Here is a 21,220-nt window from a genome sequence, read left to right as displayed (position 1 = left end):
GCTGTCGTTCCCGCCGACATTCGTTGACGTGGCCCGCACCACACTTTACGATGTGACAACACTCAAAAATTGTATGACGTAAAGGTGTTGGGATGAGACTGGAAACTCGGGCGGTCGTGCTCGGCGGAAGCATTGCAGGAATGTGTGCGGCGGGTGCCGTCGCTCCGTACTTCGACGAAGTACTCGTCCTCGAACGCGATGTGATTCCCGACGACGCGGAGCACCGCCGCGGCGTGCCGCAGAGCAAGCATCCGCACTTCCTGTTGAACTCCGGGCGTCGCGCGATGGACCGGATCTTCCCCGGCTTCGAAGACGCACTCATCGAAGCGGGCGGCCTGCACATGATGCCGTCGCAGGCGGCAGCGCATTGCGAGGGCTCCGGGTGGATTCCCCGCGGCGAGAGCACCATGTCGATGGTCTACTCGTCACGACTGCTCATCGAGCGGACCCTGCGGACTCGACTCGCGGAGGTGACGAACGTCGACGTCGAGGAAGGTGTGTCGGTCGTCGGGCTCGAGACCGCCGATGCGGACAGTTCGTCGGGGCGGGTCACCGGCGTGTGGGTCACCGGTCGCGAGACCGGTTCCGACCGTGAACTCGTGGACGCGGACCTCGTCATCGACACCCTCGGCCGCGGCTCGCAGGTCGCCAAGTGGCTGACCAAGGCCGGCTGGCCGGAGGCTCCGGTCCAATCCCTCGATGCAGGTGTCACCTACACGTCCCGCTGGTATCAGAAGCCTGTGGACCTGCCGGATTCGTGGTGGTGGGCGCAGATGTCGGTGATGCCGACCGCCCAGACCAGTCCCCACCCGCCCGAGCACGACTTCCTCTGCCAGATCTTCCCGATCGAAGACGACCGTGTCCTGGTGACCATGGGCTCATGGGGGCACCCGATGCCGCGTGAGGCGGACGACTTCGTCGACACCGTCCACCGACTTCGCGCGCCCGCGTTCGGTCGAGCTGTTGACATGTGCGAGCCGATCTCCGACGTGTTCGTCACGCGTTCGACGGGCAACCGTCGTCGTCGCTACGACCAGCTGGAGAATCCGCCAGCCGGCCTCGTCGTGATCGGCGACGCCATCTGCGGTTTCAACCCGTTCTATGCGCAGGGCATGAGTTCGGCGAGCAAGTGCGCTGTACTCCTCGACGAGCATCTGGCCGGTGCGGCGACGATCGACGGCGCGTTCACCAAGAACTACTTCGCAGCGCAGCGGTCGCTCCTCGACGACATCTGGACACTCGCCCTCGCTCGTGACCAGGGGTACGCCAACGCCGAAGGCACCGAGATCGCGCCGAAGTGGCGGCAGCAACTGGCGTTCCGGGCTGCGTGGCCGCTGTTCAATCACATCTCGGCGACCGTTCGCGAAGACGCGAAGGTCGAAGAGCACTTCACCGCCGTCTTCAACCTCGACGAGTCGGTGACTGACATGGTGAAGAGCCCACGAGTCCTGTTCGGCCTCGTCCGACACGGAGTGAAGCGACTCCTCGGCCGGACTCGCCTGCCCATGGGGTTCGACTGCGAACTCGACCCGCCGTCGGACATCTGGCGGGACGGAACCGCGACCCCGGGCGGGCGCGCCCAGGTGATCGAACGCGGCTCCGACCCGCGGTCGCTGGCACGGGCGTAGGGAGCGACGATGGCTATCTGCGATCCGGACACTCCGGCATACGTCATCACGCGGTACCTCGGCTTCGTATGCGAGGACGCGAACCCCGTTGTGACCCTGCGCAACCCGTTCGAACTCGAGAATTGGACGCTCCCGATCCTCGAACTCGTCATCGTCATCGGTGCGATCCTCGCGCTCGTCCACGCGATCCGCAGACTCCGCCGTGACGGTGACCCGACGAACCTCGCACTGTGGATCGGCTCGCTCGTCTACCTGTTCATCATCGAACCGCCCCTGTACTTCCCGGAGTGGTTCGGCATGCAGGACGCGATGGGATTCATGTTCGCGCACAACGTGTTCACCGTCGACCTCATGTACGACCGGCTGCCGCTCTACATCGTGTGCTTCTACCCGGCGATGAGCCAGGTGGCCTACGAGATCGTCCGCGCTCTCGGCTTCTTCGACGGCCGCAAATGGTCCGCGTTGCGTGGAGCGGTGGTAGTCGGGCTCGTTTACCAGACGTTCTACGAGATCTTCGACCAGCTCGGCCCGCAACTGAAGTGGTGGGAGTGGAACGTCGACGAACCGTTCTACGGCGCTCGCCCCGGCGTCCTCGGCAACCCGTCGGCGGTCCCGCTGTTCGAATCGGTTCCGTGGAGCAGCGCGTGGCTGTTCGCGACGGTCTCGTTCGCCGTCCTGACCTTCATGTGCGTCGTGCTCGTCAAGAACCCGACGACACGGGGTCGATCCGTCCGCGGCTGGTCGTTGACGTGGCGGATCGTCGTCGCGGGCGTGGTCGCGGTGGTCTCCATGCCTCTCCTGTCCATCACGACCGCGGTGTTCGGACGAGGCGACGGCGCGAACACGACCGCGCAGACCATCGTCTTCGCGATCCAGGTGTTCGGTGTCTGGGTGGCGGGACTCGCGCTGCTCGCGTGGCAGGTGCGCCGCAAGGACTCCTCGACCGAGGCGGCCCGCGAGGCGGCGCCGTTCCTGCGGTTCTTCCCATGGCTGTTCCTCGGGGTGCACGCCGTGCTCTGGATCGTCGCGCTGCCGTCGTACTTCGGGGCCGTGGACGGGGTGACCGGTGTCGATGCGTCGCCGGAGTCCGGGACGCCGACGGGCAGCCTGCCGTATGTGATCGGCTGCTATGTGGTCGCCGTCGGTGTCCTGATTCTGGCGCTTCGCCGCGGACGACGTGCTCGTGTCGAGCTGGCCGCACCCGATCCGGCGGAGACCGAGACGCCGTCGGCCGTGTGAGAACATGGCCGGTGTGAGGACTCGTGGTTGGCAGGGGGATCTGCCGCAGAGCGCCGATGAGGCTCGCGATCGGATTCTGCAGGCCGCCACGCGATGCGTCGACCGGTTCGGGTTGCAGAAGACGCGACTGGGTGACGTCGCCGAAGAAGCCGGGGTGACCCGTCAGACGGTGTACCGCTACTTCTCGTCGGTTCACGACATGCTCTCGGCCGTCGCCGCGGCCGGGGCAGGCGACTTCCTCGACCGGATGGGCGAGGAACTCGCGTGGGTCGAGACCGTCGACGACGCGATCACCGAGACGATCCTCTACTGCCTCCGGAGACTCCCGGACGAGCCCGCACTCGGGTTGATGCTCCGCGAAGGCGAAGGGGAGCTCTTCACCCGCGAGGCCACTTCGTCGGGTGCTGTCGCGCTCGGCGCGGAGATGCTCCGGCGGTTGAACGTCGACTGGGAACGTGAACGGTACGACAGCCACGCACTGGAAGGGCTCGCCGAACTCGTGATGCGGATCTGGCTGAGCTTTCAGCTCTACCCCAACCATCCGCCCCGGTCCGACGACGAACTGCGAACGTTCATCCGGACCTGGGTGTGCCGCTGAGTTCCGTTATTCGAAGTCGGCGCCGACCTTCGGCGGCGACGCCTCGAGGAGCGCGTTCTCGTCGTCGCTGAACGTGCGCGAACGCGACAGGAACCGGACGCCTTCGGGCGCCTCCAACGAGAATCCCGCGCCTCGTCCCTTGACGACGTCGAGGATCAGCTGGGTGTGCTTCCACAGCTGGAACTGGTCGCCGTTGATCCAGACACGGACCGAGGGGAGCGGGTCAGGGAGATCGATGGTGCCGACCAGCACGTCCCGCTGGCCGATCCGGTACTCGCCGACCGGATAACACATCGGCGCGGAGCCGTCGCAGCATCCGCCCGACTGGTGGATCATCAGGCCACCGTTCAGTTCGGTGAGCTTTGTGAGGAGATCGACGGCGGACTCCGTCGCCGTCACGCGATCAGGGGCCTTCGACATGCCGTCGTCCTCTCGTTGTCGGGGTGGTTTCAGCGTAGGGGTCTCGACTCCGCTCGACCGGCGAAATGAAGAGCGGGAAGTGGTGCTCGCCCGGGCCGGGATCGCCGGCCCGGGCGAGAGACTGCGGGTGTCTCAGAAGAAGCCCTTGGCGCTCTGCGCGTAACCGACCAGGAGGTTCTTGGTCTGCTGGTAGTGGCCGAGCATCATCAGGTGGTTCTCGCGGCCGACACCGGACTGCTTGTAGCCGCCGAAGGCCGCGTGCGCCGGGTAGTCGTGGTACGTGTTCGTCCACACACGGCCCGCCTGGATGTCGCGGCCCGCGCGGTAGGCGACGGCTCCGTTTCGGCTCCACACGCCCGCACCGAGGCCGTACAGGGTGTCGTTCGCGATCGAGATCGCCTCGTCGTAGTCGGAGAACGACGCGACCGAGAGCACCGGGCCGAAGATCTCCTCCTGGAACACACGCATGTTGTTGCTGCCCGCGAACACGGTCGGCTGAATGTAGAAGCCTCCCGACAGGTCGCCGCCGAGGTCGGCGGGCTCGCCGCCGGTGAGGACCTTCGCGCCCTCCTCCTGACCGATCGCCAGGTAGGAGCGGATCTTCTCCCACTGGTCGCTGGACGCCTGTGCGCCCATCATCGTGTCGGTGTCGAGCGGGTTGCCCTGCTTGATCGCGGCCACCCGCGCGACGGCCTTCTCCATGAACTCGTCGTACATGCCCTTCTGGACCAGCGCGCGGCTCGGGCAGGTGCAGACCTCGCCCTGGTTGAGGGCGAACATCGAGAAACCCTCCAGCGCGCGGTCGAGGAAACCGTCGTCGGACGACATGACGTCGTCGAAGAAGATGTTCGGGCTCTTGCCGCCGAGTTCGAGGGTCACCGGGATCAGGTTCTCGCTGGCGTACTGCATGATCAGGCGGCCGGTGGTGGTCTCACCGGTGAACGCGATCTTGCGGATGCGCGGGCTCGACGCCAGCGGCTTGCCTGCCTCGACACCGAATCCGTTGACGATGTTGAGGACACCGTCCGGCAGCAGGTCGGAGATGAGGCTCATCAGGTAGAGGATCGACGACGGCGTCTGCTCGGCGGGCTTCAGGACGATGGCGTTGCCCGCGGCGAGTGCCGGCGCGAGCTTCCACGTGGCCATGAGGATCGGGAAGTTCCACGGGATGATCTGGCCGACGACGCCGAGCGGCTCGTGGAAGTGGTAGGCGACGGTGTCCTGATCGATCTCGGAGATGCCGCCCTCCTGGGCGCGGATGGCGCCGGCGAAGTAACGGAAGTGGTCGACGGCGAGGGGGATGTCGGCGGCGAGCGTCTCGCGGACGGCCTTTCCGTTCTCCCACGACTCGGCGACGGCGACCTTCTCGAGGTTCTCCTCGATGCGGTCGGCGATCTTGTTGAGGATCACGGCGCGCTCGGCGACCGACGTCTTGCCCCATGCGGGTGCTGCGGCGTGAGCGGCGTCGAGCGCGAGGTCGACGTCTTCGGCGGTCGAACGTGCGACCTCACAGAAGGTCTGGCCGTCGACCGGCGACGGGTTCTCGAAGTACTGCCCCTTGACCGGCGGAGTCCATTTGCCACCGATCCAGTTGTCGTAGCGAGACTCGAAACTCATGACCGAACCGTCGGTACCCGGCTTTGCATAGACCGTCATTGCGGACTCCTTCTCATGTCACGTTGCGGGGTAGTTAGTGATGTGTCACACACGATAGGGCCGCGATGGTTGCAGTGACGTTGCAACGCGAACCCTGACTGCGGCCGATCACTCACGTAAGACTCAGGCGGCATGGCTTAGCATCGACGCGATGCCTACTCCGGATACAGCGCGCGCTCGGACGTACGCGATCATCGCGGCTGTCGCCGGTGTGATCGCGATCGCAGCAGCGGTAGCGACACCGTTCCTGCCGGTCACGCAACACGACGCGACTATCGACTGGCCCGCTGGACAGCGACTCGACCCAGCCAACGGGTCCGTCGTCGCGCCCCTCGCCACGCAGACGCCCGCCGCGCTCGACGTGACGGTCGGCAGCGACACGCTCAGGCACGACGAGTCGACGACGATCGTCGCGACCATGCCGTCGTCCGCCGAAGGATTCCGCGACAACGCACTCGTGGTCACGGCATCGTCGAAGGGGGCGTCGGTCGTCGTGCGCGGCACCGAGGTCACGTCGGCCACTCGTGCCGATCTAGACCGGGCGAAGAGTCTCCACGTGTGGACCGACGGTCCGACGGTCTTCGCGCAGTTCGTCGGACTCGGGCCCGCCGTCACGAACGAGGACGCACAGAAGCCTCTGGTGGCAGGAGTGTTCACCGGGCTCGACGCGAACCAGGTCCACGCTGCACAGCAGGCCGGACTGGCCGTGCACGTCGACGTCGACAATCGGTTCGACGTGACGCCGACCGTCCTCAAATGGCTCGTCCTGATCGTCGGGGTGATCTCGGCGCTCGTCGCGCTGTTCGCCGCCTATCGCCTCGACGTGCTCGGCGGATACCGGCACCGGTTCGCGCCTGCCGGTCGCTGGCGACTGCTGATCCCGCGCGTCCCGGACGTCCTGGTGACGGCAGCGCTCGTCGTCTGGCACTTCCTCGGCGCCGGATCGTCGGACGACGGCTACATCCTGACGATGGGCCGCAATGCCGACCACGCCGGATTCCTCGGCGACTACTACCGCTGGTTCAACGTGCCCGAAGCACCGTTCGACTGGTACTACTCGTTCCTCGGCCACTGGGCCGAGATCTCCACTGCAACTCTCTGGATGCGACTCCCGGCGCTCATCGCGGGCCTCGTCTCGTGGTTCATCCTGTCCCGCGTCCTCCTGCCGCGTCTCGGGGTGGCTCTGCACCGCTCCCACCTCGCGGTCTTCACTGCAGCCGCAGTGTTCGTCGCGTTCTGGATGCCGTTTGCGAGCGGGTTGCGCAGCGAGACGGTCATCGTCCTCGGCTCGCTTCTCACGTGGTGGATGGTCGAGCGCACCGTCGCCACCCGCCAATTGCTGCCCGCTGCGCTCGCCGCACTGTTCGCCGGACTGACGCTCGCCGTCGCGCCGCACGGAGTCATTGCGATCGCCGTCCTCATCGCGGGCTCTCGCCCCATGCTGCGCGTCGTCCGTGCTCGCCGCCGCGACGTCGGGCTCCTCTCGCTGGCCGCACCGGTCGGCGCCGCGTTCGCGCTCGTCGTGCTGGTGGTGTTCCGCCAACAGACCATCGCCGCCGTCGCCGAAGCGATCCGGGTCCGATACACGGTCGGCCCGACCGCAGCGTGGTACCAGGAACTGCTTCGCTTCTACTTCCTGACCCTCTCGCACGACGACGGAGCTCTCGCCCGCCGCCTCCCGGTCCTGATGTTGATCCTCGCGCTGCTCGCGACCCTCGCAGTGCTGTTGCGCCGCAAGCACATCCCGGGGATCGCCCGCGGACCGGTGTGGCGTCTGGTCGGCGCGACCCTGTTGACCGTCCTGCTGTTGTCGTTCACGCCGACCAAGTGGACCGTCCAGTTCGGCATCTACACCGGCTTGGGGTCGGCGCTCGCCGCTGTCGTCACCGTCGTGATGGCCCAGCAGGCTCGCCGCAGCGCCCGCGACTTCTGGATCTACCTCGCCGCCCTCATGCTCGCGTGCGCCGGAGCGACGGCAGGCGCCAACGCGTGGGGCTGGAGCTTCGACCTCGGCATCTCGTGGTCCGACAAGATCCCCGGCCTGGCCGGGCAGCCGATGCCGACGATCATCCTGGTCCTCACCGGTCTCTGCTTCCTCGCCGCGATCTGGTGCCATGTGCGCCCGCCGCGGCCGGTTCCAGAGCGGTCCGGGTGGCGCTCGGGAATTCGGTCGGCTCCGATGCTGATCATCGTGGTCGCGCTGCTGCTCGCCGAGTTCGCGCTGTTCGCACGAGCTGCCGTCGACCGCTCGGACACCTACTCGCACCTGTCCGCCGACCTGCAGTCGCTCACCGGCGACACCTGCGGCATGGCCGACGACGTCCTGGTCGAACCCGATTCGAACAACGGCATGCTCGCCCCGCTCGGCGCGAAGGACGCGTCGAAGGCGTTGGCGGGCGAATCGCGCGGCTTCACCCCGAACGGCGTTGCCGACGACCTGGTCCCGGAGAACATCGGGATCGGGGCAGGCACCATCCACACCGGTCGCAAGGTGTCGCGGTCGTTCTCGGTGACCCTCGGAACCCCGGGCACCACCGGCGGCCGCGGCCCAGAGACCGTCAACGGATCGACGGCGGCTCTGCCGTTCGGCTTGAACCCCGCCACCACTCCGGTCCTGGGCAGCTACGGGTACGACGACGGCACCGCGACACTGACGTCGTCGTGGTACGGACTGCCCGCCCGCGACGTGTCGCCGCTCCTGGTCATCTCGGCAGCGGGCTCGATCCACTCGATCGACGAGGACGACGCGTCCCGCCCGGGCCGGTCTCTGATTGTCGAGTTCGGGCGCCCAGGCGCGGGCACCGACTTCGAGAAGGTCGGCCAAGTGACCCCGGTCGACCCGGACTGGGGAGCCAACCGGCCGTGGCGCAACCTGCGGATCCCGATGTCTCAGGTGCCGCGGGACGCGACGGCGATGCGGATCGTCGCCGACGACTCCAACGTCAACCCCGACGAATGGCTGGCCTTCACACCGCCGCGTGCACCTCGGCTCGAGACGCTCGACAAGGTGGTCGGTCACGAGCAGCCGGTGCTGCTCGACTTGTCGGTCGGCGCCCAGTTCCCGTGCCAGCAGCCGATGACGGCGCGCAACGGCGTGTTCGACGTGCCTGCCTGGCAGATCTCCCCCGACCAGATCACCGCCGGATCGAAGTCGAAGTCGTGGCAGCACATCTCGGGCGGCGGCATCGAAGGGGTCGTCGACTCGGTGACTCAGCCGTCCACCGCCTCGACCTATCTGGACAACGACTGGCATCAGGACTGGGGCGCGCTGATCAAGCTGACCCCGTTGATGCCCGACGCGCCGCAAGCGAACCTGACCACCGGAACGAGCACCGGCTGGGGCTGGCACCGCACTGGACCGATCAGGGCGGTGGCCCCGAATGAGTGAAGTGGATGACGTGAAACCTGCCGACCAGGACGCTGCCGATCAGAATGCTGCCGACCGGTCGAGCGGACCGAGTGCGCGCACCGTGAAGATCGCCAAGATCGTCGCAGTGGTGGCCGGAGCCCTCGGTGCACTGCTCGCCGTTCTTGCACCGATCCTGCCGGTCTCATATACGCAGACCGAACTGAACTGGCCGCAGGCCACCGAGCAGGGTTCGTCGCCGGTGGTGCAGAGCGTCGCGGCGCCCAACGTCTCGTACGTTCCGGTCGACATGGACCTCGCGGTGCCGTGCCGGCTCGCCGCGGACCTCCCGGCGGCAGGCGGCGTGCTGCTGTCGACGGTGCCCGCGGCCGGTGAAGAGGCCGGAACCGTCGGTCTGTTCGTCCGCGCGACCGCCGACCGGATCCTGGTGACGCAGCGCAACGCCGTCGTCATGAACGTGCCGCGCGCGGATGCGCAACGATCGGCGGACTGCCGGATCGTGGTGCACGCCGACACCGACGGCACCAGCGGTGCGGTGGAGGGCTTCGCCGCACCCGACGCGCAGACCACGTTCGACGCGCCGGACCCGAACACTCGTCCGCAGATCATCGGCGTCTACACGGATCTGCCGAAGACGGCGTCGACCGACGGTCTGAGCTTCCACTCGACCGTCGACACCCGATTCATCTCCAGCCCGACCACGCTCAAGGGTGGGCTGCTGATCCTGGGCGTCCTGCTGACGCTGCTGTCCATCGCGGCGCTCGCAGTCCTCGACGCCCGCGACGGGAAGAAGCTGCGTCGCATGCTGGCCCGCGGCTGGTGGCGACCGAAGATCCCGGACGTGCTCGTGACCGCCGTCCTCGCCGTCTGGCTGTTCATCGGCGGCAACACCGCCGACGACGGCTACCAGGTGACGGTCGGACGAATCGCTCCGGGCGCAGGCTATCTGGACAACTATTACCGCTACTTCGGTGTGCCGCAGGACCCGTTCGGCTGGCATTACCAGTACTTGTCGTTGTGGATGCAGGTGAGCACCTCGGTGCCGTGGCTGCGACTGCTGCCGCTCCTGTTCGGCCTCGCGGGCTGGTTCCTGATCAGCCGGTTCGCCTTGCCGCGACTCGGCCGCGCGGTCCGCACGTCGCGCGCCGCGTACTGGGCGGCCGCGCTCGCCTTCCTCGCGGTGTGGCTGCCGTTCAACAACGGCCTGCGCGTGGAGCCTGCGATCACCGTCGGCATCCTCGCCACCTGGATCCTCGTGGAACGCGGTATCGCGACCGGCCGTCTCGTCCCGTGGGCGCTTGCGATCATCGCCGCAGCGTTGACCTTGACGATCCATCCCGTCGGTGCGGTCGCCGCGGTGGCGCTGCTCGCCGGGCTCCGTCCGCTCGTCGCCCGGCTGCGCACGCGCAGCGGGCGCGACGGGTGGCTGCCGATGCTGATGCCGCTCCTCGCCTCCGGACTGGCGGTCCTCTACGAGATATTCGCCGACCAGACGATCGCGTCGATCATGGAGGGTGTCCGCGTCCAGGGCATCGTCGGTCCCACCAATAAGTGGTGGAACGAAGGCATGCGCTACTACGTGCTGCTGAACCCGACCCCCGACGGCTCGATCGCACGGCGTATCGGCATCTTCGTGACGATCCTGGCGGTCCTGCTCATCGTCCTGGTCCTGCTGAGCCGGCGACGGGTGCCCGGTGTTCCGAGTTCGCCGCTGTGGCGGCTGATCTCCGTGGTGGCCGGCGCGGTCGTCGTGCTCGCGTTCGTCCCGACCAAGGCCACCCACCAACTGGGCGCCATAGCGTGTCTCACGGGCGTACTCGCGGCGGCCGCCACCGCGATGGTGCGGCCCGCCGTGTTGACGCGGCGCTGCAATCGAACGTTCTTCGCCGCGGCAGCCGCCTACGCGCTCGCCGTCGCATTCGCCGGCCGCAACCAGTGGTGGTACGTCGGCAGCTACGGGATCCCGTGGTCGGACGACACCCCGCACATCGGGGGCGTCGGCCTGTTCTGGCCGATCCTGCTGGTCGCGGTCGCCATCACACTGCTCGGCGTATGGCAGTACTACCGCGACGATCAGCTCGACCAGTCCGGGCTCGAACCCGTGCCGCCGCGGACCGGCCTGATCGGTCGGATGCCGACGTACTCGCTGTCGATCGTGTGCTCCATCGTCCTGCTGTTCACGTTCGCATCGTTCGGGAAAGCGGCGCTCGGCGATTCGTGGACGTGGACGAGTTCGAACGCGGACTCGTTCCGCGGCAAGCCGTGTGCACTCGCCGAGGACGTGCTCGTCGAAGCCGACCCGAACGAAGGTCTGCTGTCGCCTGCTGACGTCAAGGGACAGCGCGGCGTCGGCGTCGCCGCAGCGCTGGCGGGCCGATCCGAAGGCTTCGCCCCCGACGGCGTGTCCGCCAACCTCGACGCCGACTCTCAGGACTCCGAATCCGACAGCGACGGTTCGAGCGGGGCCATCCAGCAGTCCAGTGACGACGACTCCAAAGACACGTCGAACGACTCGGGTTCAGCGGACACCGGCGGCGGCAACGTCGGTACGCGAGGAGTCAACGGCTCGACGGTGAAGCTGCCGTTCGGGCTCGACCAGAAGCGGGTCCCGGTGCTCGGCACGTACGGCGCGCCCGGCGGTCGCGGCAACCTCACCTCCGACTGGTACGCGCTGCCCGAGCGCAGCGACGACGCGCCGCTCGTCACCATGTCGGTGGCCGGTCAGATCGAGTACATCGACGACTGGAACGTGGTCAACAACGGACAGAAGGTGCGCCTGGAGTTCGGTCGCGTCGAATCCGACGGATCGGTGAAGACAGTGGCGTCGATGACGCCGTTGGACGCGGGTGGAGCGCCCGAATGGCGAAACCTGCGCTTCCCGTTGAAGGATGCGCCTCCGCGTGCGACGACGGTACGAGTCGTGGCCGACGACGTCTCGCCCGCCCCGAACCAGTGGGTGGCCGTCACGCCGCCGCGGGTCACGAGTCTGACGACGTTGAACGCGTTGGTCGGCAGCGAGGCTCCGGTCCTGCTCGACTGGGAGGTCGCGTTGGCGTTCCCGTGCCAGCGGCCCGCGGCAGCCGTCAACGGGGTGCTCGAGGTGCCGCAGTGGCGGATCACTCCCGACGCCGAGGGCGAGCGCGTGAACTCGCAGCGCTGGATGGCAGGCGACTACGGCGGCCCGCTCGGCATCACCGAGAACTCGCTGCGGTCGATCACCAAGCCCGGATACCTGCGCAACGCGTGGGCCAAGGACTGGGGGACCCTGCGTCGTTACGTCCCACTCGTTCCGCAGGGCACCGCGCAGTTGGACGTCGGCGAGGCCAAGCACGGCGGGCTGTGGACCCCCGGGCCGATGCGGCCGTACAAGAACTCGGAGTAGCCCGGATTCCCCGCGGGCGGGAACGGTTCGGTCACACGCCGAAACGGCGGTTCAACAACCGGACCCGGCCCGCGGCGATCGCGGCGTCCGGGTGACCTGACGGAAGGGCGCGACGCAGTGCCGTCCACGCCTGGAAGTCGTCGTGGCCGTGCGGTGAGGCCGCCCACGCCTGCAGCGCGGTGAGGTCCCGACTGGCGAAGACCGCCGATCGCAGGTCTTCGCGGATCTCGTCGAACGCGTCGCTGATACCGGGAGCCAGCGAGTCGGCGAGGAGACCGCCGCGCCCGAGCGACGCCACGGCCGCGCGTAACTCCCCGGCGGCGATGCCAGCGCGGACGTCGGTGACGTCGGATGTCACGTGACCGGTGAGTCGGTAGGGGCGGGAGGCGAGCACGTCGCCGACTTCGCGGCGGAGCCGGGAGATCTCGGCGCGAACGGTGACCGAGCCGAGGTCGTCGTCGGACAACAGGTCGGCGAGGCGGTCGGTCGACAGGCCGTCCGGGTGCAAGTGCAGCAGGAGCAGGATCTCGGCGTGCCGGGGCGACAGCACATTCCTGGTCCGGCCCGGCGCATGCCACACCGGTTCGCCCGCGAGCACGGTCAGCCGGGAGGCGAGTACGGCTGCGGGGGAGAGATCGACGGCCAGCGAGCGCAGTTCCCGCTCCACGGCCGCCACCACGGACCGCACGGCGGCGAGCGCGAACGGCGCCGCAGCCGCGTCCCCGCCCGTCACGTCGATGGCCCCGATCACCTCGCCGGTCGTCGGATCGTGGACCGGAGCGGCCGCGCAGTTCCACTTCTGGACTGGGCTCGCATAGTGTTCGGGCCCGATGATCTGGACGCCGCGGTCCAAGTTGAGGGCGAGTCCCGGCGCGTTGGTCCCGACCTGCTCCTCGCTCCAGAGAGTTCCTTCGACGAAATTGATCGTCGCGGCCTTGCCGCGCGTCGATCGATCGCCGTCCACCCAGAGGAGGCGGCCGCGCCGGTCGGTCAGGGCTACCACGACGCCGGCGTCCGCGATGTCGTCGAGCATGAGCGAGGTGATCAACGGTCGCACTTGGGCCAGCCGGTGCTCGGCACGGTATTCGGCGAAGTCGCTGTCGGACATGGCGTCCGACGTCACGTCCGCGGCGTCGGTCACCCCGCGGCTGCGTGACCGGACCCACGACTCCTGGACCAGGGAACGCACCATGCCCTCGGGCGGATTGACGCCAGCCAAGAACTGTTCGTAGGCACGCCTCACCCGGGTGACGGTCGCCTCGCCATCCGACATCGCATCCTCCGGTCGCACTCTGCCCTCAATTGTGCCAAACACTTCGTGATCGGCGTCACGTAGCGTCGTGGCCCCTGACAGACGTCATGGTCAAGAGGTGACATCTGCGCGAGGTCTCGAGGCCTCCGGAGCGGAATCGTGAAGGTATGAACCCAGACTTCACGAACCCAGACTTCACGAACCCAGCACCGGCGATTCACGTCACGCAACTGACCAAGCGTTTCCACGGACCGAAGGGCTCCGTGGTCGACGCTGTGAAAGGGATCGACCTCACCGTCCGTGCCGGAGAGGTCGTCGCATTCCTCGGACCCAACGGCGCGGGGAAGACGACGACGATCGACATGATCCTCGGCCTCACCGCCCCGGACAGCGGTGAAGTCCGCGTCTTCGGGCGTCCGGCCCGCCGAGCAGCGCGCGACGGACGGGTCGCCGCAGTCATGCAGACCGGCGGTCTGATGGACGACTTCACCGTCGGCGAGACGGTCGACGTCGTTGCGTCCCTGCACGATCGGACGGCCGACGTCGACGCCGTGATGGCGCGGGCGGGCATCGGCGATCTCGCCGACCGCAAGGTGTCGCGCTGTTCCGGCGGCGAACAGCAGCGTCTCAAGTTCGCGCTCGCTCTGCTGCCCGATCCGGACCTGATCGTCCTCGACGAGCCGACCGCCGGGATGGACGTCGAGTCGCGGCGCACGTTCTGGGCCGCGATGCGTGCCGACGCAGGGCGTGGCCGGACCGTCGTGTTCGCCACCCACTATCTGGAGGAGGCCGACGCCTTCGCCGACCGGATCGTGATGATCGCAGGCGGCTCCATCGTCGCGGACGGCTCGACCGCCGAGATCCGCACCCGCGCCAGCCGCCGCATCGTGTCGGCCGTCCTCGACGAGGCCGCCGTGCCCGGACTGCGCCGAGTGTTCCCCGACCTGGAGGTGCGCGAGCAGCGCGGCGGACGCCTGTATCTGTCGCTCGCCGACTCCGACTGCCTCGCCCGCCACCTGCTGACCAGTACCGAGGCGCGCGACGTCGAGATCGCTGCGCACAATCTCGAGGACGCGTTCGTCACGCTGACCGCCCGCAGCTCGAACTCAGCAGCCTGACCTCACCGGCTCCACAAACCAGCTCGACCAGATCTCGAAAGGATCCGACATGTCTGTCCCCACCGGCGCCGTGATCGCGCCGACTTACCTCAAAGCCGATGTCCGCCGCGTACTGCGGAATCGTCGCGCGATGATCTTCACCATCGCGATGCCCGCACTGCTGTACCTGGTCTTCGGCGCCACCCAGTCGAGCGAGGACAGCGTCGGCGACGGCAACGTCGCGTTCTACGTCCTCGTCGGCATGGCCGTCTACGGCGCGGTCCTGGCCGCGGCGTCCAATGCGGCGTCGGTCGCCATCGAACAACAAGCGGGGTGGACGCGCACCCTCATGATGACGCCGCTCAAACCGTCCGGGTACGTGTCGACCAAGATCGCTCTCGCCCTCGCGACGAGCGCACTGCCCGTCGTGATCCTGGCCGTCGTCGGCGCGGTCAGCGGCGCCAGCGCACCCGCCGCCGTGTGGATCGCGTGCCTCGGTATCGGCTGGGTCGGTTCGGCGTCGTTCGCGGCACTCGGTCTCGCGCTCGGCAGCGTCTTCAAATCCGACGGTGCGATGCAGGTCCTCGGCGGCATCCTCGCTCTGCTGGCGTTCGCGGGCAACGTGTTCGTCCCGTTGAGCGGCGCGATGCTGCGGATCGCCGAGTTCACTCCGATGTTCGGTGTCGTGTCGTTGGCGCGCTATCCGCTCGACGACGGTATGACCGTGTACGGAACGGTGATCCCGCTGTGGGTGATGATCGCGAACACCGTCTTCTGGGCCGCGTCGTTCGCCGTCGCAGCAGCGTTCTTCTACTCTCGCAGTAGCAACCGCCAGTAGGAGGACCGTCGATGAGCCCGAGCTTCGCCGGTTCGATCCTCTCTCGCGAGCGGATCGCGACGCTCCGGGACGACGACCGGATGCCCTGGCGCCAATGGCGTTGGGTGTTCGGCGCCGTCTGGATGATCTTTCTGCTCTACCCGGTGATCGCGGTCGCCACGTCGGACAACTCGATTCTGGTGCGTGTTCTGGGGTTCGTCGACCTCGGGGTGTTCGCGCTGGTCTACCTCGTCGCCTGCATCCTCTTGATGAACTCGGCGCCGCGCGGTGACGCCGACTACGACCGGGCCCGCTGGTACATCACGATGACGTTGATCGTCCTGGCCGGACTGATGTTCCCGATCATCCACGAGAGCGCGTTCGGCCTCGCAGGCTTCCTCATGGCCGTGGTGTCGTTCACCGCGCCCCGACGGGTGCAGGTGATCGTCATCGTCGGTCTGATCGCGGCGGTGTACCTCGTGCCGGTGCTTCTCGGCTGGGACGTCGACTTCGGGACCTTCGCGATCATGGTCGCGATCGGCACTACGATGATCGCGATCAGGGCGGTCAGCGAACGTGAGTACGAGCGGTCGGCGAGCCTCGATCGGCAGCACGAGCTCAACTCCCGACTGGCGGTGGTGGCCGAACGTGAGAGTGTGGCGCGCGACGTCCACGACATCCTCGGGCACTCGCTGACGGTCATCTCGGTGAAGACGGAGTTGGCCGGACGTCTCGTCGATCTCGATCCGGAGCGCGCGAAAGCAGAGATCGCGGAGGTCAACGCGCTCTCCAGAGAGGCGCTCGCCGAAGTGCGCTCGACGGTCGGCCGTCTGCGGGTGCCGGAACTGCCGACCGGTCTGGCGTCGGCCGCCAGCGCGTTGTCCGCGGCGGGGATCGTCGCCGACGTGCCAGACCCCGCCGACGTTCACACCCCGTATGCGACGTTGTTCGCGTGGGTGCTGCGCGAAGCGGTCACCAACGTCGTCCGGCACAGCGGCGCGTCGTCGTGTCGAGTCCGGATCAGCCGCGGCGAGATCACCGTCGCCGACGACGGTGACGGCTCGGCGATGCTCACGTACGGGACCGGACTGCGTGGCCTGTCCGAACGGGTCGCCGACGCAGGCGGTGTGCTGAGGGTGGAGTCCGATGCGCACGGGACGGTCGTCTCCGCGACCGTCACCGGCTCGACCCCCGCCACCTCGACCCCCGCCGTCTCGACCCATGATGGGATGAACCGATGAGTGAGACGATCCGGCTGCTGCTGGCCGACGACCAGGCTCTGGTCCGCGGCGCGCTCGCCGCACTCCTCGACCTCGAGTCGGATCTGCAGGTGGTCGCTCAGGTCGCCCGCGGCGACGAGGTCGTCGACGCGGCGCGGAACGCCGGAGCCCACGTGTGTCTGCTCGACATCGAGATGCCGGGCCTCGACGGCATCGACGCGGCGGCACAGGTGTCGGCGACGCTCCCCGGCGTGCGGTCGTTGATCGTCACGACGTTCGGTCGGCCCGGTTACCTGCGGCGTGCCATCGACGCGGGAGCGTCCGGGTTCGTCGTCAAGGACACGCCCGCAGCGGAGCTGGCCGACGCGGTCCGTCGTGTGCACGCGGGGCTGCGCGTCATCGATCCGATGCTCGCGACGGAGAGCCTCACCAGCGGTGAGAACCCGTTGACGCCGAGGGAGTCGGAAGTGTTGACCGAGGCGCGCTCCGGCGGGACCGTCGCCGTGATCGCGGGACGCGTGCACCTGTCGCAGGGGACGGTTCGCAATCACCTCTCGTCCGCCATCGGGAAGACGGGGACGTCGACGCGCGCCGAGGCGGCGCGGGTGGCGCACGAGCGGGGCTGGATCTGACCGTGTCGACCGGTGACGCCCGGACGTCCGCCCGCAGGCCCGCGCTCACCGGCATCCGCACGATCGCCGCGCTGACCGTCTGCCTCACCCACGCGGCGTTCTGGACCGGGCAGTACACCGACGACTACGAGGGGCGGCTGTTCGCCAGGTTCGAGGTCGGGGTGACGATCTTCTTCGTCCTGTCCGGGTATCTCCTGTTCTCGCCGTGGGTGCGGGCGTTGCAGTCGGAGACCGGGGACCACCCCAGCCTGGGGAGGTACGCCTGGCATCGGGTGCGCCGGATCGTTCCCGCATACGTGATCACCGTCGTCGTGGTCTACGTGATCTTCGTGTTCCGCACCGACTCGTCCGACCTCGGTCACGGCTGGTCCGGACTCCTCCGGAATCTGACGTTGACCCAGGTGTACGGGTTCGGGCACCTGCACGCCGGTCTCACCCAGATGTGGAGTCTGGCAGCGGAAGTCGTCTACTACATCGCGCTGCCGTTGATCGCGTGGCCGCTGGCCCGCTATGTGTGCCGGGATCGCTGGCGGCCGGATCTGCTGATCGCGGTGCTCGTCGGCCTGCTCCTCGTCTCGCCGATCTGGACGCTGGCGACGCACGAGGACGGCGTGGACCCGACGGCCCGGCTGTGGGCCCCGACGTTCGCACTCTGGTTCGTCGCCGGAATGCTCCTCGCCGTGCTCGGCCGGCTGGTGCGCTCCTGGCCCGCCGCGCCGAGCGTCGCCGCGGCGGTCGTCGCCTTCGCGGTGTCGGCGGGAGCGTTCGCGGGCGAGCCGACGATCGTCCCGAACGATGCGGGTGCGGCGATCGTCAAGCACCTGCTGTACGCGGTGGTGGCCGTGGGGCTCGTCGGTCCCCTCGTCGTCGACCCGTCCGACTGGTGGTCGAAGCTGTGCGGGTCGCGTCCGATGGTGTGGTTCGGGGAGATCTCCTACGAGTTCTTCCTCGTCCACGTCATGGTCCTCGAGCTCGTGATGGACCTGCTCGGCTATCAGGTCTTCACCGGATCGGTGCTCCTGGCGTTTTTGGTCACCACAGCGATCAGCGTCCCGATCGCCTGGGTGCTGCATCGGGCGACGTCACCGCTGTGGCGAGTCGCGAGCAGGTGACGCGCACCTCCTCGCGTGATCTCCGCGCGCCGGTAGCATGGTGTCATGTCTGCACCCGATCGTTCGGTCACCGCCGCCGACCTACGGCAATGGACGAGCGAGGCTCGGGTACCTGGACAGCCGTCCGAACTGTCCGATCTCGCCTGCCTGCTCATCGCGTCCGGGTACCTCACTCCGACCGCGCGGGGGACCGTCGTCCGCCGGGCGTCGGCGAACCTCCCGTTGCCGTCCCCGTCGAACGGCTACAGCGAGCTCCGACGGGTGCAGCGCAGCATTCTGCACGCTGAGAAGTACCTCGGCACCACGGTGCTGCCGAGTCTGGTCGTGCCGGTCGTGCGGTCCCGCCTCGCGGTGCTGAGCCGTCGCCGCGAGGACGCGCGGCGGTCCGTCGTCACGGCGAAGGGTGTGATGCCGAGTGGAACCCGTGCGGTGCGGCGGGAACGGCGCGAGAACGTCTACCTCGAGATCGCCGAACGTGAACAGCTGTTCTCCGGCCTGCTGTGCACCCCTGTCCCGTACCGTCCGACCGGAGCGCGTCGGGCCGGATCGGACGTGTTCGACAAGTTCGTCGGCGTCGTCGGGCAGGTCGGTGGCCGCGGCCCACGTCGACAGGTCGAGGAGATGGCGGCGCAGGTCTTCGGTCCGGACGCCGTGGCGCCCGGGACCGCGTCCCGCGGTGCGTCGTTCGCCGACGGATACGAGACGCTGCTGTTCGTCGCGGGCCACTACTACGACCGGATCCGCACCAATCCCGCGTGGATGTCCGATCACTTCGAGATGCAGCGCGTCCAAGTGAACCTGCACGCCGAGCTCGCTGAGATCGCGTCGGACGTCATCGCGCTGCGCGCCCTGCGCGTGGACCTCGATCAGGCGAAGAACAACGGTGGTTTCGACGCCGGGTTCATCGCGCACATCGAAGCGCGGGAGAGCGCGTTGCGTCCCGTGTGGTCGGAGTTGATCGACCGGGTCCTCGCGTTCAGTGAGATCGCGGCGACCGTCGAGTCAGCGGCCTCCGAACTCCGACTGCTCGACGAATTCGATCGGGCGTCCACCATCGACGAGCGGATCGACCATCTGCTGGCTCGGTCGGGCGAACGCGAACTCGGCGCCGACAACACCCGCAGGCTGTCCCAACAGGTGCGCAGCGGCGAAGAGCAGCTGCGTATCTATCGCGACGTACTGCAGGGCAGCATCGCGCAGCTGGGGCCCGGCGTGCGACGGGAACTGCCGCAGCGCTACGAGCCGTAGGTCACGCCGCGCCCCACTCCTTCAGATAGGCCTTCTCGGTGTCGGTCAGTCGCCGCAATCGGTGGTTCTCGATGTCGACGACCGCCATCTGGGTGCTCGCCGTGCACGCGGGCCGCCCGGCGTCGTCGGCGAGCGCACCGCGGATCTCGTAGCCGATCGTGAAGTCGACCGAACGGTGGTGCTTGATCCACATGCCGATGCGCAGCGGGGAGTCGTCGTGGCGCAACTGCCCCTGGTACCGGATGTCGACGTGGACGATCATGGCGCTCTTGATGAGGGGCGCGTACTCCTCGCCCGCGCTGAGGAGCCACGCGATCCGGGCCTCTTCCATGAGCGTCACCATGCGCGCGTGATTGATGTGCCCGAACGCATCCATGTCTGACCAGCGGACGGGAACCTGAGCGACGAACGCGAATGCAGCGGGGGCCATTCGCCGAGTCTAGCCAGGTCGGGTGCGGTCAGAAGCGGCGTTCCAGGCGCTTGACCGTGCCGAAATAAATCGGACATTCGTTCTCAGGTCAGAACAGGTACTCTTAGCCACCATGTGGTCCATTCGATCTACCCGATCTGTCGCAGTCGCGGCCGTCGTCGCTGCTGCGGCGATGCTTGCTCCTACTGCGATCGCCCAGGCTTCTCCCTCGAAGAAAGACGTCGCACGGATCGTGGCGCTCAAGAAGGTGTCGACGCACCGGGTCGATCTGAGTGTGGACTCACCGTCCATGGGCGAGAAGGTGAAGGTCACGGTCCTGACGCCCGGCGGCGACGCTCCTCGCCCCGCTCTGTACATGCTCGACGGCTCCGAAGCGGGCGAGAACGTCAGCGACTGGATCACCAAGGGTGGCGCCGGACGTTACTTCGCCGGGCGCAACGTCAACGTCGTGCTGCCGGCAGGCGGCGCGGCGTCGTTCTATACGAACTGGAAGCATGAGGACAAGGTCGTCGGGAAGCCTCAGTGGGAGACCTTCCTGACCAAAGAGCTGCCGCCGCTGATCGACGCGAAGTTCTCGGGTTCGGGTCGCAACGGCATTCTCGGACTCTCGATGGGCGGACAGTCGGCGTTCGCGCTGACCACCCGGCACCCGGACCTGTACCAGGGGGTCGCTTCGCTCAGTGGATGCCCGCCGATCACCGGGCCTGCCAACGAAGCCTACGTTCGCGCGACCCTCGGCCAGACCGGAGCTGACGCCGTGAACATGTGGGGACGGCCGGGCGGTGCGACGTGGCGGGCGCACGACCCGGCGTACCGGATCGACACTCTGCGCGGCAAGGCGATCTTCCTGTCGTCCGGCTCGGGTGCTATCGGCCCGCTGGACCTGAAGGCCGACATCGACCCCAAGGACGGGCCCGAGGACGCTCAGATCGCTGCCGGTTCGGCCCTCGAAGTCGGAGCCAACCGCTGCTCGCTCGAGTTCGCTGCACAACTGCGCGTCAAGGACATCCCGTTTCAGTCGAACTTCCGCCTGATCGGCACGCACCGGTGGGACTACTGGAAGCAGGATCTGCCCCGCGCCTGGCAGGCTCTCGCCCCGGCTCTCTAGGGCCGAGCTTCCGC

General features: G+C 67.9%; 16 protein-coding genes. 12 read left to right on the top strand and 4 right to left on the bottom strand.

The annotated features are described in order from the left end of the window. Positions 1-92: 92 nt before the first annotated feature. From L5G32_RS03255 to L5G32_RS03245, 3 genes are read left to right on the top strand one after another with little or no spacing between them, the layout of a single operon-like run. Positions 93-1,628 (top strand): FAD-dependent oxidoreductase, encoded by a 1,536-nt coding sequence (locus tag L5G32_RS03255; protein WP_237009561.1) that lies wholly within the window; start codon positions 93-95, stop codon positions 1,626-1,628. Between the two features lie 9 nt (positions 1,629-1,637). Then, positions 1,638-2,867 (top strand): hypothetical protein, encoded by a 1,230-nt coding sequence (locus tag L5G32_RS03250; protein WP_237009560.1) that lies wholly within the window; start codon positions 1,638-1,640, stop codon positions 2,865-2,867. Positions 2,868-2,880: 13 nt separating this feature from the next. Further along, the gene (locus L5G32_RS03245) at positions 2,881-3,465 is read left to right on the top strand and encodes a TetR/AcrR family transcriptional regulator (protein ID WP_237009559.1); all 585 of its coding nucleotides are present in this window, start codon (positions 2,881-2,883) and stop codon (positions 3,463-3,465) included. Positions 3,466-3,471: 6 nt separating this feature from the next. Here L5G32_RS03245 and L5G32_RS03240 read toward each other — a convergent pair whose 3' ends face one another. Then, on the bottom strand, positions 3,472-3,885 hold the full coding sequence (locus L5G32_RS03240) for a DUF779 domain-containing protein (protein ID WP_237009558.1): 414 nt from the start codon (positions 3,883-3,885) through the stop codon (positions 3,472-3,474). Positions 3,886-4,017: 132 nt separating this feature from the next. Further along, complete coding sequence (gene exaC, locus L5G32_RS03235; RefSeq protein ID WP_237009557.1) at positions 4,018-5,541, bottom strand: acetaldehyde dehydrogenase ExaC; 1,524 nt, start codon at positions 5,539-5,541, stop codon at positions 4,018-4,020. Between the two features lie 151 nt (positions 5,542-5,692). On the opposite strand from exaC, the gene L5G32_RS03230 reads away from it, so the two are divergent. Continuing rightward, positions 5,693-8,929, top strand: a complete 3,237-nt coding sequence (locus L5G32_RS03230; protein ID WP_237009556.1) for an arabinosyltransferase domain-containing protein — start codon at positions 5,693-5,695, stop codon at positions 8,927-8,929. Beyond that, positions 8,922-12,290 carry an arabinosyltransferase domain-containing protein gene (locus tag L5G32_RS03225; RefSeq protein WP_237009555.1) on the top strand — a complete coding sequence of 1,123 codons (3,369 nt, stop codon included), beginning with the start codon at positions 8,922-8,924 and terminating at the stop codon, positions 12,288-12,290. Before L5G32_RS03230 ends, L5G32_RS03225 begins: the two co-directional genes overlap by 8 nt. Positions 12,291-12,321: 31 nt before the next feature. On the opposite strand, the gene L5G32_RS03220 is transcribed toward L5G32_RS03225, so the two are convergent. Beyond that, the gene (locus tag L5G32_RS03220; protein WP_237009554.1) at positions 12,322-13,563 is read right to left on the bottom strand and encodes a sigma-54-dependent transcriptional regulator family protein; all 1,242 of its coding nucleotides are present in this window, start codon (positions 13,561-13,563) and stop codon (positions 12,322-12,324) included. Between the two features lie 146 nt (positions 13,564-13,709). Between L5G32_RS03220 and L5G32_RS03215 the strand changes: the two genes are divergently transcribed. The 6 genes from L5G32_RS03215 to L5G32_RS03190 are packed head-to-tail and all read left to right on the top strand — an operon-like array spanning position 13,710 to position 19,668. Then, a complete protein-coding gene (locus tag L5G32_RS03215; RefSeq protein WP_237009553.1) occupies positions 13,710-14,660 on the top strand; it encodes an ABC transporter ATP-binding protein in 951 nt (316 codons plus the stop codon). A gap of 49 nt (positions 14,661-14,709) precedes the next feature. Then, positions 14,710-15,477 carry an ABC transporter permease gene (locus tag L5G32_RS03210; RefSeq protein WP_237009552.1) on the top strand — a complete coding sequence of 256 codons (768 nt, stop codon included), beginning with the start codon at positions 14,710-14,712 and terminating at the stop codon, positions 15,475-15,477. A gap of 11 nt (positions 15,478-15,488) precedes the next feature. Then, positions 15,489-16,697: a sensor histidine kinase gene (locus L5G32_RS03205; protein WP_237009551.1), complete on the top strand. Its 1,209-nt coding sequence runs from the start codon at positions 15,489-15,491 to the stop codon at positions 16,695-16,697. Then, a complete protein-coding gene (locus tag L5G32_RS03200) occupies positions 16,694-17,308 on the top strand; it encodes a response regulator transcription factor (protein WP_237009550.1) in 615 nt (204 codons plus the stop codon). The genes L5G32_RS03205 and L5G32_RS03200 overlap by 4 nt, the downstream gene beginning before the upstream one ends. 2 nt (positions 17,309-17,310) lie before the next feature. Next, the gene (locus tag L5G32_RS03195; RefSeq protein WP_237009549.1) at positions 17,311-18,420 is read left to right on the top strand and encodes an acyltransferase family protein; all 1,110 of its coding nucleotides are present in this window, start codon (positions 17,311-17,313) and stop codon (positions 18,418-18,420) included. Between the two features lie 45 nt (positions 18,421-18,465). Beyond that, positions 18,466-19,668, top strand: a complete 1,203-nt coding sequence (locus L5G32_RS03190; protein WP_237009548.1) for a hypothetical protein — start codon at positions 18,466-18,468, stop codon at positions 19,666-19,668. A gap of 1 nt (position 19,669) precedes the next feature. On the opposite strand, the gene L5G32_RS03185 is transcribed toward L5G32_RS03190, so the two are convergent. Then, positions 19,670-20,098: an acyl-CoA thioesterase gene (locus tag L5G32_RS03185; RefSeq protein ID WP_237009547.1), complete on the bottom strand. Its 429-nt coding sequence runs from the start codon at positions 20,096-20,098 to the stop codon at positions 19,670-19,672. Positions 20,099-20,210: 112 nt separating this feature from the next. On the opposite strand from L5G32_RS03185, the gene L5G32_RS03180 reads away from it, so the two are divergent. Then, on the top strand, positions 20,211-21,206 hold the full coding sequence (locus L5G32_RS03180; protein WP_237009546.1) for an alpha/beta hydrolase: 996 nt from the start codon (positions 20,211-20,213) through the stop codon (positions 21,204-21,206). The last annotated feature ends 14 nt before the right edge of the window (positions 21,207-21,220 follow it).

The organism is Gordonia zhenghanii (assembly GCF_021738965.1).
GTDB lineage: Bacteria > Actinomycetota > Actinomycetes > Mycobacteriales > Mycobacteriaceae > Gordonia > Gordonia zhenghanii.
This window is presented reverse-complemented; position numbering and strand designations above follow the sequence as displayed.

Bases quoted from the DNA above. Each gene is read 5' to 3' on its own strand.
- L5G32_RS03255 (WP_237009561.1), top strand. From the start codon at position 93: ATGAGACTGGAAACTCGGGCGGTCGTGCTCGGCGGAAGCATTGCAGGA.
- L5G32_RS03250 (WP_237009560.1), top strand. From the start codon at position 1,638: ATGGCTATCTGCGATCCGGACACTCCGGCATACGTCATCACGCGGTAC.
- L5G32_RS03240 (WP_237009558.1), bottom strand. From the start codon at position 3,885: ATGTCGAAGGCCCCTGATCGCGTGACGGCGACGGAGTCCGCCGTCGAT.
- exaC (WP_237009557.1), bottom strand. From the start codon at position 5,541: ATGACGGTCTATGCAAAGCCGGGTACCGACGGTTCGGTCATGAGTTTC.
- L5G32_RS03230 (WP_237009556.1), top strand. From the start codon at position 5,693: ATGCCTACTCCGGATACAGCGCGCGCTCGGACGTACGCGATCATCGCG.
- L5G32_RS03225 (WP_237009555.1), top strand. From the start codon at position 8,922: ATGAGTGAAGTGGATGACGTGAAACCTGCCGACCAGGACGCTGCCGAT.
- L5G32_RS03220 (WP_237009554.1), bottom strand. From the start codon at position 13,563: ATGTCGGATGGCGAGGCGACCGTCACCCGGGTGAGGCGTGCCTACGAA.
- L5G32_RS03215 (WP_237009553.1), top strand. From the start codon at position 13,710: ATGAACCCAGACTTCACGAACCCAGACTTCACGAACCCAGCACCGGCG.
- L5G32_RS03210 (WP_237009552.1), top strand. From the start codon at position 14,710: ATGTCTGTCCCCACCGGCGCCGTGATCGCGCCGACTTACCTCAAAGCC.
- L5G32_RS03205 (WP_237009551.1), top strand. From the start codon at position 15,489: ATGAGCCCGAGCTTCGCCGGTTCGATCCTCTCTCGCGAGCGGATCGCG.
- L5G32_RS03200 (WP_237009550.1), top strand. From the start codon at position 16,694: ATGAGTGAGACGATCCGGCTGCTGCTGGCCGACGACCAGGCTCTGGTC.
- L5G32_RS03190 (WP_237009548.1), top strand. From the start codon at position 18,466: ATGTCTGCACCCGATCGTTCGGTCACCGCCGCCGACCTACGGCAATGG.
- L5G32_RS03185 (WP_237009547.1), bottom strand. From the start codon at position 20,098: ATGGCCCCCGCTGCATTCGCGTTCGTCGCTCAGGTTCCCGTCCGCTGG.
- L5G32_RS03180 (WP_237009546.1), top strand. From the start codon at position 20,211: ATGTGGTCCATTCGATCTACCCGATCTGTCGCAGTCGCGGCCGTCGTC.